This is a genomic window from Ruegeria sp. CG3 (assembly GCF_056537205.1).
This window is the reverse complement of the sequence record NZ_JBQFRC010000001.1, coordinates 786,984-800,622: the sequence shown is the minus strand read 5'-3', so window position 1 is coordinate 800,622 and position 13,639 is coordinate 786,984. Positions and strand designations below refer to the sequence as shown.

The following is a 13,639-nucleotide window of genomic DNA, read 5'->3' as shown; positions in this document are numbered from 1 at the left end:
ATCACAACGCGGTCCACCCGCCGTCGACCGAGATCGTGGTGCCGGTGATCTGGGCCGCGGCGTCCGAGCACAGGAACACGGTGGTTCCGCCCAGCTGTTCGACGGTCGCGAACTCTTTCGAAGGCTGCCGTTCGAGCATGACATTCTTGATTACGTCCTCGCGGCTCATGTTGTATTCCTTCATCGTGTCGGGGATCTGCGCATCGACCAGCGGTGTCAGCACATAGCCCGGACAGATGGCGTTGCAGGTGATCGGCTCCTGCGCGGTTTCCAGCGCAACGGTCTTGGTCATGCCGACGACCCCGTGCTTGGCCGCCACATAAGCCGCCTTGTAGGGCGATGCAGTCAGCCCATGCGCCGAGGCGATATTGACGATCCGCCCCCACCCGGCCTTGCGCATCATCGGGAGCGCCGCCGCCATCGTGTGAAAGGCCGAATTCATGTTGATGGCGATGATCGCGTCCCATTTCTCGACCGGGAACTGGTCGATCGGCGCGACGTGCTGAATGCCAGCGTTGTTGACCAGGATGTCGCAGGCTCCGGCCTGTTCGATCAGCGCGCGGCACTCCTCGCCCTTGGACATGTCGGCCTTGATGTAGCGCGCGTTGGTTCCGGTTTCCTTGCTGATCTCGGCCGCCAGCGCATGATCTTCATCGCGATCAGTGAACGAGTTCAGAACCACGTCGGCCCCCGCCTTGGCCAATTCGCGCGCGATGCCCAACCCGATGCCCGAGTTCGATCCGGTGATGATTGCTGTTTTTCCCGACAGGTTCATTTGGGGTCTCCCACAGACTCATGATTTGGAGACACAGTGCCATGCTGCACCTGCAAAATAAACGGGAAAGACCCGGTTGCGGATACGGTCGATTTATGGGCTGGAATCAGGGAGCTCGAGGCAGAAAAAAACGCCCGCACGAAGCGGGCGTTAAGTTATTGAGGCAGGTTTCATACAGGCAAGAAACCTATCGAGCAGTGGAACCTTTATAAGCAATTCCGCGCCGTCATCCAAGCTAAAAGTTTGATAATAAGAAAAATCATCGGTACGGTGAATCCCAACAAAATAAGGCCAGAGCAGGATTGTTTCCAAAATGAGCCCCGATATTCTCCGTCCCATCCGCCCGTTGATCGCGGGAATCGCTGCCTCGGTTGTCGCCACGTTAGCGCAAGCAGAATCGACCCATGGCATAGCTATGTATGGAGACCCGGCCCTACCACCGGATTTTGTGTCGCTGCCTTATGCCAACCCCGACGCGCCCAAGGGCGGCAAGGTCGTGTTCGGCAACACCGGCGGCTATAACAGTCTTAACCCGTTTGTGCAAAAAGGCACCGCCCCGTGGCAGCTGAGATTTTGGACCCACGAGGGGTTGATGGGCCGTTCCTGGGACGAACCTTTCACTCTTTACGGGCTTTTGGCCGAATCAATCGACACCGCACCGGACCGATCCTGGGTCGAATTCACCCTGCGTGAGACTGCCCGATTCTCTGACGGATCGCCGGTCACGGTTGATGATGTGATCTGGTCTTACGAGACCCTCGGAACGCAGGGGCATCTGCGCTATCGCGGTTTGTGGTCCAAGATCGACAGCATTCAGCAGACCGGACCACGCTCGGTCCGGATCATCTTCAACGAGCCAGACCGCGAGCTGGCCCTGATCGCAGGGCTGCGGCCGATCCTCAAGAAGGCCCAATGGGAGGGCAAGGATTTCGCCGAGGCAGCGCTGCAAGATGTCCCGATCGGCACCGGCCCCTATGTCATCGATGACTACGAGGCCGGGCGTTTCGTGAACCTCAAACGCAATCCGGATTATTGGGGCAACGATGTCCCGTTCCGCCGGGGTACCATGAATTTCGACGAGATGCGGTTGGAGTTCTACGGCGACCAGACGGTTCTGTTCGAGGCCTTCAAGGCCGGCGCGCTGTCGGCCGTCCGCGAGTTCAACGCCGACAAATGGGCCACACAATACGATTTCCCGGCCGTTCAGCGCGGCGATGTCATCAAAACCGAGATCCCGCATAAAAAGCCCTCGGGCATGACAGGTCTGGTCATGAACACGCGCAAAGCGCCTTTTGACGATTGGCGCGTGCGCGAGGCGCTGACCCTTGCGTTCAATTTTGAATTCATCAACGGCACGATCACGGGCGGTGCTCAGCCTCGGATCACCTCGTATTTCTCGGGGTCTGAACTGGCGATGCAACCCGGACCGGCAACCGGTCGGGTGGCTGAGATGTTGCAACCCTACGCGGCTGATCTGCTGCCGGGAACCTTGGAAGGGTATGTTCTGCCCGAGGGCGACGACTCGGTTCGCAACCGAAGGGACATCCGCAAGGCCGCTGATCTGCTGGAGCAAGCCGGATGGACAATCCAGGACGGCGTGCTGAAGAACGCAGCGGGAGAGCCCCTCAAGATAACCCTGGTCATCAGTCAGGGAAGCTTGAATGTGGTTCAGAACGTGGATGCGATCGCCGAGATGTATGCCCGTGCGCTGGAACGGCTGGGGATCGAGCTGACCGTCGACAAGGTGGATGACGCACAATACACCCAGCGGGTGTCCGAGCTGGATTTCGACATGACCCCGTTCCGCCGCGCGCTGTCGCTGTCGCCGGGCAACGAACAACGCCTCTACTGGGGCAGCGATGGCGCGGATGCTTCAGGGACACGCAACCTGATGGGGGTCACCTCTCCGGCAGTGGATGGGCTGATCGATGCGATGCTGGCCTCGGAAAGCCGTGAGGATTTCGTGGCCGCCACCCGCGCGCTTGACAGGGTTCTGACCGCCGGACGGTATGTCATTCCGATCTGGAGCTTTGATGTTGGCCGCATCGCCCATGTGAAGGAAATGAAGCATCCTCAGATCTTGCCAATCTACGGCGACGGACCGCAGTTCATGCCCGATGTCTGGTGGTACGAGGAGTAGCAGGCAACCAGTAGGGGCTTGTGCCCCTGCCCATTTCAAGTGATGCACTTAGCTCGGATCGGACGCCGCGCGGGCGTCGGCAATTTTCGGCACATGTGACCAAACACCAAAAGGCGATCGAACAAATCCGCTGGCCGCTATTTCTAGAGCATTTGACTACTTTTTGCGGGTGGAACGCCTATTACCACGATATCTCGCAATCCAAGTGAGGATCGACGCAACGGACACCTGCACCGAAAACAGATTTCTTTGATAGAACAAAGCCCTGTATTCGGCGCAGTCCAGAGTGCGAGCATTTGAACGATCGCCAAAACCGACAGTGAGTGGGAAAACGAGCCGAGCACGGCGTGAAAAACCGCTTTGATTTTGCAGCACCCACACCTGCGACATTTTGTCATGTCTTCGCGCGGGCTGCGCGCTCCGTACGCTGGTCTGGGGAAGAGCAGTCCTGAAACCCGAACCACGGAAGGCTCGCAGATGTTGAACTGGACTGATTTGACACAAGACTGGAGCGCGTCCTACGCACGTGCCAAGCGCCGTTTTCCGAACCTGCGCGATCAGGATATGGCGCGCGTGAGGACGGACAGGAAACGCTTTGAGGCCTATCTGGCCGAGCGGCACCACCTGACGGTGAACGAGGCCCATGAAGAGGTCGAGGATTTCCTTTACACCGAAGGCCTGAACCGCGAGCTTGCCCGGCGTTAGGCCAGCGACGTGACCCACAGGATGGTCGCATCCTCATCGCTTACCGAGATCACGTTGTGCCCCATGCTGCCGTCGTAATAGGCGCTGTCGCCCCGACGCATCTCAACCGGTTCATAAAACTCGGTGTACAGGCGGATCACGCCGGTCAGCACATACAGGAATTCTTCGCCATCGTGACGCACCCAGCCGTCGAACTCGTCCATTGACCGGGCGCGCACGCGGGCCCGATAGGGCAGCATCTGCTTCTTGGTCAGCGTTTCGGCCAGCAACTCGTGCTCGTAGGTCGTAGTGGCGTGCGCGGTGCCTTCACCCATCTTGGTCACCGCCATGCGACCGATCACTTGATCCCGCTCGGGCGGGGTGAACAGCTGCGGTACAGAGATTTCGAGACCGATCGCCAGCTTCTTGAGCGCATCATAGGTCGGCGACATTTGGCCATTTTCGATCTTGCTGAGCGTGGACCGGGCCAACCCGGCCTGGTTCGCCGCCTGCTCGAGGGTCCATTTCCGCGCCTTGCGCAGTTCACGCACGCGGGCACCCAGATCTACCGGCTCCAGCTCGGTGCGGGAACCGTTGTCGCGGGCGATGCGTACGATGGATTTGTGGTCTTTGCTCGTCATGCGTCATTCTATAGGGCCAGCGCCGCGCGCTTGCAACGCGTGACAAAGGGCAATAGCCAAGGCGCATGTTGTCGATCTTCGATCAGGGGCCGCCGACGCCCTGCCCCGCGCTGTTCAACCTGGCCGCCCATGTGTTGCGCCGCGCCGATGCCACGCCCGACAAGGTGGCCCTGTCCGTGCTGCGCCCTGACGGTTCGGACGACTGGACCTTTGCGAAGTTGAAATCCGCGGTTCTGGGCACCGGAACCGGGCTGCTGCGTGCGGGCCTGGTGCCCGGCGACATCGTGCTGATGCGTCTGGGCAATACGGTCGATTTTCCCATAGCCTATCTGGGGGCGATCGCCGTCGGGCTGATCCCGGTACCGACCTCCTCGCAACTGACCGAGCCGGAAACGGAGCGGATGATCCGGGAGCTGGACCCAGCCGCAGTTCTGCGCGATCCGACCGTAGCCTGTGCCGCGCATCCCAACCAGATCGGCCTGACCGACCTTGCCGCCATGCGCGACCTGCCGCCCGCGTCGTTCGACATGGGCGATCCGGAACGCATGGCCTATGTCGTCTATACCTCGGGCACCTCGGGCAAGCCACGCGCCGTGGCCCATGCGCATCGCGCGATCTGGGCGCGGCAGATGATGGTCGATGGCTGGTACGGCCTGCGTGAGGCCGACCGCCTGTGCCACGCGGGCGCGTTCAACTGGACCTACACGCTGGGCACCGGCCTGATGGACCCGTGGACCATCGGCGCCACCGCGCTGATCCCCGAACCCGGAACCGACCCGGCCGCCCTGCCCGGGTTGCTGCGCCGCCACCGCGCCTCGATCTTTGCGGCCGCCCCCGGCGTGTACCGAAAGATGCTGAACGCGGCGGACACGCTGCCCCTGCCCGATCTGCGCCACGGCCTAAGCGCCGGCGAGAAACTGTCGCGCGCCCTGCACGAACGCTGGGTACAGGCCACCGGGACCGAGCTGTACGAGGCCTACGGCATGTCGGAATGCTCGACCTTCATCTCATCCAGCCCGTCCCACCCCGCGCGCGGCGATGCGCTGGGACGGCCGCAACCGGGGCGCCGCGTGGCGATCCTGGGGCCCGACGGGCCGGTTCCGCAGGGGCAGGAAGGCACCATCGCCATTCACCGCTCGGACCCGGGGCTGATGCTGACCTATCTCAACGCCCCGGACGAGGCCCGCGCGCGCATGCAGGGCGACTGGTTCCTGACCGGCGATCAGGGCGCGATGGCCGTGGATGGGCAGATCACCTATCTGGGGCGAGACGACGACATGATGAACGCAGGCGGATACCGGGTGTCCCCGGTCGAGGTCGAATCCGTCCTGTCGCGCTTTCCCGGAATCTCTCAGGTCGGCGCGACGGCGATCGAGGTCAAACCGGACACTTTCGTGATCGCCGCCTTCTATTCCGGGCCGGAAAAACTGGACGAAACCGCCCTGCGCGCTTATGTCGAGGCCAACCTGGCGCGCTACAAGCAACCCCGCGCCTTCATCCATCTTCCCGAACTGCCCACCGGGGGCAACGGAAAACTCCTGCGCCGTGCTTTGCCGGCCTATTTCAAGGCACCCGAAGAATGACCCAGACCGTCAAGCTTGATATCCTGTCCGACCCGATCTGCCCGTGGTGCTATATCGGCAAGACCAACCTGGACAAGGCGCTGGCCTCGGTCCCGGACCATCCCTTCGTGATCGAATGGCATCCGTTCCAGCTGAACCCCGACATGCCCGAAGGCGGCATGGACCGGCGCGAATACCTGGAACGCAAATTCGGTGGCAAGGAGGGTGCGGTTCGCGCCTATGCGCCGGTGGTGGAGCATGCCGAAAAGGCCGGCCTGAACATCGATTTCGAGGCCATGAAACGCACCCCGAACACGCTGGACACCCATCGCCTGATCCATTGGGCAGGGATCGAGGGCAAGCAGAACCAGGTGGTGGATGCGCTGTTCACTGCGTATTTCGTGCAGGGCCGCGACATCAGCGACCACGAGGTTTTGGCCGACATCGCCGACAGCGTGGGCATGGACGCCGCAGTTGTTCTGAAGCTGCTGAAATCCGACGCCGACCGGGACGACATTCGTCAGCGGGATACGCACTCGCGTGAGATGGGCGTAAACTCGGTCCCCACCTTCATCGTCGCCAACCAGCACGCGGTCCCTGGGGCGCAACCACCGGAATTGTGGGCGCAAGTGATCGGCGAAATCATGTCTCAGCTTGAGCCTTCCTCTGCAGATTAGCACAGAGTTCTGTGCGCGATTGCACCTAGCCCACCTTGCCCTGTCGTGTTAGCGCGTTGGGGCAAGGAGTCCCCGCATGGCTGACCGTATCTCCAAGGCCGAATTCATCGCGCTGATCGCGATGATGTTTGCCACCATCGCATTTTCGATTGATTCAATGCTGCCTGCCCTGCCCGAGATCGGCGCGCAGCTCAGCCCTGATGACGTGAACCGGGCGCAGTTGATCCTGACCAGCTTTGTTCTGGGAATGGGGATCGGCACGTTCTTCACCGGCCCGATCTCGGATGCGGTCGGACGCAGGCCGGTGATCTTTGCCGGAGCAGCAGTCTATATTCTGGCATCGGCCGTGGCCTGGGCCAGTTCGTCGCTCGAGTTGGTTCTGGCCGCCCGGGTGGTTCAGGGGCTGGGGGCCGCCGGGCCCCGCGTAGTCGCCATGGCCATCATCCGCGATCTGTTCTCGGGCCGGGAAATGGCGCGGATCGTGTCCATCGCAATGATGATCTTCACCCTGGTGCCCGCCATCGCGCCGATGGCCGGAGCCGCCGTGATTGCCTTCGCCGGTTGGCGCGGCGTATTCATGTCGTTCATCCTGTTCGCGCTGGTCATCATTGTCTGGATGGGGTTCCGACTGCCGGAGTCCCTCGCGCCGGAAAACCGCCGCCCGTTCCGCCTGCCGCTGATGGTCGGTGCGGTGAAAGAGATGTTTGCCCACCCCACTGTGCGCCTGTCGATCTTTGTCCAGACCCTGTGCATGGGCATGCTGTTCACCATGCTGACCATGGTGCAGCCGATCTATGACGTGATCCACGACCGCGCCGACAGCTTCCCCTTCTGGTTCGGATTCGTGGCGCTGATGTCCGGCTCGGCCAGCCTGCTGAACGCGGCCGTCGTGGTGCGCGTGGGGATGCGCCGTATGGTGACCTGGGCGCTGGCCGGACAGATCCTGATCACCTCGCTGGTGATTGCCCTGAACATGTCGAACCTGTCGTCGCAGGCCTCGTTTGCACTGTTCGTATTCTGGCAGACCACGGTCTTTTTCATGGCCGGCGTCACGATGGGCAACCTGAATGCCATCGCGATGGAGCCGATGGGCCATATCGCCGGCATGGCGGCCTCGGTCATCGGGTCGATCTCGACCGTGCTGGCCGCCGCGATCGCCGCGCCGGTGGGGCTGCTGTTCGACGGTACGCTGGGGCCGCTGAGTATCGGCATCCTGACCATGTGCGTGCTGGCCTTCGGGCTGATGGTCCACATGGGCCGGATAGAAGACCGCGTTCCCGCCTGACCTGTGCAGCGCACCTGAACTGCGCTAGGCTCGCCCCAGTCAGGGGAGAGTTCGGCATGAGCGACTATTACGATCTGGGCACGCATGGCTGCCCCGTCACCACGTCCTCGGATCAGGCGCAGCTTTGGTTCAACCGGGGCCTTGTCTGGACCTACGGCTACAACCATGAAGAGGCGGTCGTGTGTTTCCAGCGCGCACTGGAACATGACCCGGACTGCGCCATGGCCCATTGGGGCGTGGCCTATGCCGCCGGGGCCAACTACAACCTGCCCTGGGATCTGCTGGACGATGCGGGCAAGGCCAAGGCGCTGAACTGCGCCTATGACGCGACCCAGTGCGCACTGGCCTTGCTGGATCGCTGCACGCCGGTCGAGCGCGAACTGATCCGCGCCCTACCTGCCCGCTATCCCCAGCGTGATCCGGCGCCCGACATGCACCGCTGGGACCACGACTTCGCCGACGCCATGCGCGCCGCCTTCTTGGCCCAGCCCGACCATCTGGACCTGCGCACCATCTATGTCGAGTCGCTGCTGAACCTGACACCGTGGAAGATGTGGGACCTGAGGACAGGCCAGCCCGCCGAGGGCGCCGCCACGCTGGAAGCGCAGGAGGCGTTGGAATGGGCCATGGCCAACGATCCGGCGGCGATGTCGCATCCGGGTCTGCTGCACCTTTATGTGCACCTGATGGAGATGTCGCCCACGCCCGAAAAGGCGCTGAAGGCCGGTGACGTGCTGCGCACGCTGGTGCCGGATGCCGGGCATCTGGTGCACATGCCCACCCATATCGACGTGCTGTGCGGACACTACCAGAACGTCGTCCACTGGAACGAACAGGCGGTCATCGCCGATCTGAAATATTACCAGCGCGAGGGCGCGTTCAACATCTATACCGGCTATCGCCAGCACAATTACCATTTCGTCATCTATGGCGCGTTGTTCCTGGGCCAGATGGAGCCGGCCCTGCGTGCCAACAAGGGCCTGTGGGACACCACGCCCGAGGAAATGCTGCGCATCGAAAGCCCGCCCATGGCGGATTACTTCGAAAGCTACATGGCCATGGGGCCGCATATCCTGATCCGCTTTGGCCGATGGGAAGAAGCCAAGGCCCTGCCCCTGCCCCCCGATCCCGACCTGTATCTGACGGTGACGGCCACCACGCATTACGCCCGCGCCATCGCCCATGCTGCCACCGGCGACGTGGCCGAGGCCGAGGCCGAGGAACTGCTGTTCCTCGCCGCCAAGGACCGCGTGCCCGAAACCCGTCTGCTGCACAATAACCGTGTAATCGACCTGCTGGAGATCGCGCGCGAGATGCTGCGGGGCGAGATCGAGTACCGCAAAGGCAATTTCGACACGGCCTTCGCCCACCTGCGCCGCTCGGTCGAGCTGGACGACAATCTGCCCTATGACGAGCCCTGGGGCTGGATGCAGCCCACCCGCCACGCGCTGGGGGCGCTGCTGTTCGAGCAGGGCCACGTGGCCGAGGCCGAAGCCGTCTATCGCGAGGATCTGGGTCTGGGCGGCACCCTCAGCCGCGCCTCGATCCATCCCGACAATGTCTGGAGCCTCAAGGGCTTGCACGATTGCCTCAAGGCGCGTGGCGCGGTAGAGGAATTGCAGCTGATCCGACAACGACTTGAACTGGCCCTGGCGCGGGCCGACCGCAGCGTCGGCGCCTCGTGCTTCTGCGCCCAGGCCGCGATGAGAGCCGCTGAATGAAACTGTTGAACGCTGCGCTGATCGCGCTGTGCTGCGGTCCCGCTTGGGCCGACCGTCAGACCTTTCCGCCTGTGGACGAGGCCAGCCAAGACCCGGCACTGGAAGCCTTTCGTGCGGACCTGCGCGCAAAGGTCGCCGCCCGCGACCTCGAGGGCGTGATGGCCGCCACCTGCCCCGAGATCTACACCAGCCACGGCGACGAGGACGGCCCCGAGACGTTCCGCGCCAATCTGACGGTCGATCCCGAGAGCCTACCCGAGTCCGACCGCCGTCATGCCGCCACCATCCGCGAGGACTACTGGCGCGACCTCGAGACCACGCTGGCCCAGCCCGGCTATTTCGACGAGGATGGCGAATTCTGGATGCCGCACCAGTGGCGGCTTACCCTGCCAGCGAAGCTGGATCCGTTCACCGCCTATTTCGTGACCGGTCAGGATGTCACCCTGCGCCAGGCCCCAAACCGCGGCGCGCCCATTCTGGACCTGATCAGCCACGAGGTGGTGATCGTGCCGGACTATCTGGAAGAGGCCGAATATCAGGGCGTCATCCTGACCGACGGAACGCGCGGCTATATCTATTCCGAATTCCTGTGGTCGATGGTCGGCTATCGCGCGGCCTTCGTGAAGTCGGACAGCGGTGACTGGCAGCTGTGTACGTTCGTGGCCGGGGACTAGGCCGCGCCCTCAGGCGCTGGCCTTCTTCTTTTTCTCGGCGGCGACCTTCTCGGCCAGATCGCGGGCAATGGCAAAGGCGCCCTTGATCTTGTCGCTGTCCTTCTTCCAGTCGCGCCGCACCACGATCTTGTTGTCCTTGACCTTGGCCAGCCCGCGCTGGTTCTGGATGAACTCGACCAGACCTTGCGGTGAGGCGAACTTGTCATTGTGGAACTGGATCGTTGCTCCCTTCGGTCCGCCGTCCAGCTTGGCGATGCCGGCGCGTTTGCACATGGCCTTGATCCGCACCACCAGCAGCAGCGTGTTCACCTCTTTCGGCAGCGGACCGAACCGGTCGATCAACTCGGCGGCAAAGCCCTCGAGCTCGACCTTGGTCGACAGCGACGACAGGCGGCGGTAGAGGCCCAACCGCACGTCCAGATCGGGCACGTAGTCCTCGGGGATCAGCACCGGAACGCCCAGGTTGATCTGCGGCGCCCACTGGTCGTCGGCCTCGCTCAGCCCCTCCATCTCGCCGGCCTTGATCTTGGCGATCGCCTCTTCCAGCATCGACTGGTAGAGCTCGTATCCCACGTCGCGCATCTGGCCCGACTGTTCCTCGCCCAGCAGGTTGCCCGCGCCGCGAATGTCCAGATCCTGGCTGGCCAGCGTGAACCCCGCCCCCAGCGTATCGAGCGAGCCCAGAACCCGCAGCCGCTTTTCGGCCGCCGGGGTGAGCCGCGCGCGCGGCTTGGTGGTCAGATAGGCATAGGCGCGGGTCTTGGACCGCCCCACCCGGCCCCGGATCTGATAGAGCTGCGCCAGCCCGAACATGTCGGCCCGGTGAACGACCATCGTGTTCGCGGTGGGAATGTCCAAACCGCTTTCCACGATCGTGGTGGCCAGCAGGATGTCATACTTGCCGTCATAGAAGGCGTTCATCCGGTCGTCCAACTCGCCCGCGGCCATCTGGCCGTGGGCCACCACATAGGTCAGTTCCGGCAGCTGTTCCTTCAGGAATTCCTCGATCTCGGGGAGGTCCGAGATGCGCGGCACCACATAGAAACTCTGCCCGCCACGATAGTGCTCACGCAGCAGTGCCTCGCGGATGGTGACGGCATCGAACTCGCTGACATAGGTGCGGATCGCCAGACGATCGACGGGCGGCGTGCCGATGATCGACAGGTCGCGCACGCCGGTCAGGCTCAGTTGCAGGGTGCGCGGGATCGGCGTTGCGGTCAGTGTCAGCACATGCACGTCCGAGCGCAGCTGCTTGAGCCGCTCCTTGTGGGCCACGCCGAAATGCTGTTCTTCGTCGATGATCAGCAGGCCCAGATTCTGGAACCGGATGCCCTTGGCCAGCAGCGCATGGGTCCCGATCACGATATCGACCGTGCCCTTTGCCAGCCCTTCGCGGGTCTGCTGCGCCTCTTTGGCCGAGACGAAGCGTGACAATTGCCTGACTTCCAGCGGGAAGCCCCGGAACCGGTCCTTGAAGCTGGCGGCGTGCTGACGGGCCAGCAGCGTTGTGGGCGCAATCACCGCCACCTGCAGGCCGGACATGGCCGCAACAAAGGCCGCGCGCATGGCGACCTCGGTCTTGCCAAAGCCCACGTCGCCGCAGATTAGGCGATCCATCGGCGTGCCCGAGTGCAGGTCCTCCATCACGTCGGCGATGGCGCGCAACTGGTCTTCGGTTTCCTGATAGGGAAATCGGGCGCTGAACTCCTCCCACGCGTGGGGCGGCGGGTCCATGATCGGGGCCTTGCGCAAGGCGCGTTCGGCGGCAATGCGGATCAGCCGGTCGGCCATCTCGCGGATGCGTTCCTTGAGCTTGGCCTTCTTGGCCTGCCATGCGCCACCGCCCAGCTTGTCGAGCAAACCTTCCTCGTGCCCGTATTTCGATAGCAGTTCGATGTTTTCGACCGGCAGGTACAGCTTGGCGCCTTCGGCATATTCCAGCAGCAGGCATTCATGCGCGGCGCCCAGGGCGCTCACGACCTCCATGCCCATGTACCGGCCGATGCCGTGATCGACATGCACCACCAAATCGCCGGGGCTGAGCGACTGGGTCTCGGTCAGGAAATTCTCGGCCTTGCGGCGTTTCTTGGGCTGGCGGATCAGGCGGTCGCCCAGCACGTCCTGTTCCGAGATCACGGTCATGTCGGGCGTCTCGAAGCCGTGCTCCAACGCCCAGACCGCCAAGTGCAGGCCGCGTTTGCCGATGCGCGAGCCGTCGGAAACGGGAATTGCCTCGGCCAGGCCCTCATCCTCGATCAACCCGGTCAGGCGTTCGCGCGCGCCCTCGGAGTACGAAGCGACCAGAACCGGCCCCTTCTCAAGCTTGTTCTTGATGTGGCTTGCCAGCGCGCCGAACAGGCTGATGCTTTCCTGCTGGCGCTCGGGGGCAAAGTTGCGCCCGATCCGACCGCCCGCGTCGATCACCCCCGGGCCGCTGGCCTGCGGCAGGGGGCTGAACTGCAGCACCCGCCGCTGCGCCACCGCCCGGGTCCAGGCGTCATCGTCCAGATACAGCAGGCCCGGCGGCGTGGGTTTATAGACCGAATCCATCCGCGAGCGGTTCTCGAGCGCCAGACGCCGGGTTTCGTATTGATCGGCGATGCTGTCCCACCGGGCCAGACGCGCGGGCGTGACCTGATCGTCCAGCGTGATCGTCGCATCCGGCAGATAGTCGAACAGCGTTTCCAGCTTTTCGTGGAACAGGGGCAGCCAGTGCTCCATGCCCTGATGCTTGCGCCCGGCGCTGACCGCCTCGTACAGCGGATCATCCGTGCCGGCCGCGCCGAATTCGATGCGATAGTTCTGACGAAACCGGGTGATGGCGGCCTCGTCCAGTATTACCTCGGAAACCGGGGCCAGCTCGACCAGATCAAGCTTTTCGGTTGTGCGCTGGGTGGCCGGATCGAACCGGCGCGCGCCGTCCAGCACGTCACCGAACAGGTCCAGCCGCACCGGCCCTGCCTCGCCCGGCGGGAAGATGTCGATGATCCCTCCGCGCACGGCATAGTCACCGGGCTCCATCACCGTGGGGCTTTGGCTGAAACCCATGCGCACCAGAAAATCGCGCAGCGCGGCCTCGTCGATGCGCTGACCGACCCGAGCGGTGAACGCCGCCTGCCGCAGCACGTCGCGCGCCGGCACGCGCTGGGTGGCCGCGTTCAGCGTGGTCAGCAGAACGAACCGCTCGGGCATCTGGTGCACCAGTGCCGCCAGGGTCGCCACCCGCGCCGCCGCGATGTCGGGGTTGGGCGACACCCGGTCAAAAGGCAGGCAATCCCAGCCGGGAAACAGGATCACCGGCATGTCGGGCGCAAAGAAACGCAGCGCCGCGCGCATCGCCTCGGCACGTTTGTCGTCGCGCGCCACATGCAGAACCGGCCCGCCCGAGCGGGCAACCTCGTTCAGCACCAGCTGCGCGTCAAACCCCTCGGGGGCGCCGCCGACTGTCACGTGGTTCGGAGCCTTCATCACGCTGCCTTT

At 63.4% G+C, this 13,639-nt stretch carries 10 protein-coding genes; 7 read left to right on the top strand and 3 right to left on the bottom strand.

Translation table 11 applies throughout. The annotated features are described in order from the left end of the window. Window position 1: 1 nt before the first annotated feature. Window positions 2-775: a 3-hydroxybutyrate dehydrogenase gene (locus ACR0NB_RS03995; protein WP_480753351.1), complete on the bottom strand. Its 774-nt coding sequence runs from the start codon at window positions 773-775 to the stop codon at window positions 2-4. A gap of 313 nt (window positions 776-1,088) precedes the next feature. On the opposite strand from ACR0NB_RS03995, the gene ACR0NB_RS03990 reads away from it, so the two are divergent. Both ACR0NB_RS03990 and ACR0NB_RS03985 read left to right on the top strand, forming a co-directional pair. Next, entirely contained in the window at window positions 1,089-2,915 is a 1,827-nt protein-coding gene (locus tag ACR0NB_RS03990; protein ID WP_170599671.1) for an extracellular solute-binding protein, read from the top strand. A gap of 477 nt (window positions 2,916-3,392) precedes the next feature. Next, the gene (locus ACR0NB_RS03985) at window positions 3,393-3,620 is read left to right on the top strand and encodes a hypothetical protein (protein WP_093962974.1); all 228 of its coding nucleotides are present in this window, start codon (window positions 3,393-3,395) and stop codon (window positions 3,618-3,620) included. Here the strand turns inward: ACR0NB_RS03985 and ACR0NB_RS03980 are convergent. Further along, window positions 3,617-4,240: a helix-turn-helix domain-containing protein gene (locus ACR0NB_RS03980; RefSeq protein WP_093962221.1), complete on the bottom strand. Its 624-nt coding sequence runs from the start codon at window positions 4,238-4,240 to the stop codon at window positions 3,617-3,619. The two genes, ACR0NB_RS03985 and ACR0NB_RS03980, sit on opposite strands and share 4 nt — an antisense overlap. Window positions 4,241-4,305: 65 nt before the next feature. On the opposite strand from ACR0NB_RS03980, the gene ACR0NB_RS03975 reads away from it, so the two are divergent. From ACR0NB_RS03975 to ACR0NB_RS03955, 5 genes are all read left to right on the top strand, one after another. Further along, a complete protein-coding gene (locus tag ACR0NB_RS03975; RefSeq protein ID WP_480774997.1) occupies window positions 4,306-5,823 on the top strand; it encodes a class I adenylate-forming enzyme family protein in 1,518 nt (505 codons plus the stop codon). After that, the gene (locus tag ACR0NB_RS03970) at window positions 5,820-6,479 is read left to right on the top strand and encodes a DsbA family oxidoreductase (RefSeq protein ID WP_480774996.1); all 660 of its coding nucleotides are present in this window, start codon (window positions 5,820-5,822) and stop codon (window positions 6,477-6,479) included. The genes ACR0NB_RS03975 and ACR0NB_RS03970 overlap by 4 nt, the downstream gene beginning before the upstream one ends. Before the next feature lie 76 nt (window positions 6,480-6,555). Next, a complete protein-coding gene (locus tag ACR0NB_RS03965; protein WP_480774995.1) occupies window positions 6,556-7,764 on the top strand; it encodes a multidrug effflux MFS transporter in 1,209 nt (402 codons plus the stop codon). Between the two features lie 56 nt (window positions 7,765-7,820). Beyond that, on the top strand, window positions 7,821-9,485 hold the full coding sequence (locus ACR0NB_RS03960; protein WP_480774994.1) for a tetratricopeptide repeat protein: 1,665 nt from the start codon (window positions 7,821-7,823) through the stop codon (window positions 9,483-9,485). Beyond that, on the top strand, window positions 9,482-10,159 hold the full coding sequence (locus ACR0NB_RS03955) for an SH3 domain-containing protein (RefSeq protein WP_480774993.1): 678 nt from the start codon (window positions 9,482-9,484) through the stop codon (window positions 10,157-10,159). Before ACR0NB_RS03960 ends, ACR0NB_RS03955 begins: the two co-directional genes overlap by 4 nt. A 9-nt stretch (window positions 10,160-10,168) precedes the next feature. On the opposite strand, the gene mfd is transcribed toward ACR0NB_RS03955, so the two are convergent. Continuing rightward, the gene (mfd, locus tag ACR0NB_RS03950) at window positions 10,169-13,627 is read right to left on the bottom strand and encodes a transcription-repair coupling factor (protein ID WP_480774992.1); all 3,459 of its coding nucleotides are present in this window, start codon (window positions 13,625-13,627) and stop codon (window positions 10,169-10,171) included. Window positions 13,628-13,639 lie beyond the last annotated feature (12 nt).

What these genes read in the sequence shown, in the direction of transcription:
- ACR0NB_RS03980 (WP_093962221.1), bottom strand. Translation starts at nt 4,240, where the DNA reads ATGACGAGCAAAGACCACAAATCCATCGTACGCATCGCCCGCGACAAC.
- ACR0NB_RS03985 (WP_093962974.1), top strand. Translation starts at nt 3,393, where the DNA reads ATGTTGAACTGGACTGATTTGACACAAGACTGGAGCGCGTCCTACGCA.
- ACR0NB_RS03970 (WP_480774996.1), top strand. Translation starts at nt 5,820, where the DNA reads ATGACCCAGACCGTCAAGCTTGATATCCTGTCCGACCCGATCTGCCCG.
- ACR0NB_RS03990 (WP_170599671.1), top strand. Translation starts at nt 1,089, where the DNA reads ATGAGCCCCGATATTCTCCGTCCCATCCGCCCGTTGATCGCGGGAATC.
- ACR0NB_RS03995 (WP_480753351.1), bottom strand. Translation starts at nt 775, where the DNA reads ATGAACCTGTCGGGAAAAACAGCAATCATCACCGGATCGAACTCGGGC.
- ACR0NB_RS03975 (WP_480774997.1), top strand. Translation starts at nt 4,306, where the DNA reads ATGTTGTCGATCTTCGATCAGGGGCCGCCGACGCCCTGCCCCGCGCTG.
- ACR0NB_RS03965 (WP_480774995.1), top strand. Translation starts at nt 6,556, where the DNA reads ATGGCTGACCGTATCTCCAAGGCCGAATTCATCGCGCTGATCGCGATG.
- ACR0NB_RS03960 (WP_480774994.1), top strand. Translation starts at nt 7,821, where the DNA reads ATGAGCGACTATTACGATCTGGGCACGCATGGCTGCCCCGTCACCACG.
- ACR0NB_RS03955 (WP_480774993.1), top strand. Translation starts at nt 9,482, where the DNA reads ATGAAACTGTTGAACGCTGCGCTGATCGCGCTGTGCTGCGGTCCCGCT.
- mfd (WP_480774992.1), bottom strand. Translation starts at nt 13,627, where the DNA reads ATGAAGGCTCCGAACCACGTGACAGTCGGCGGCGCCCCCGAGGGGTTT.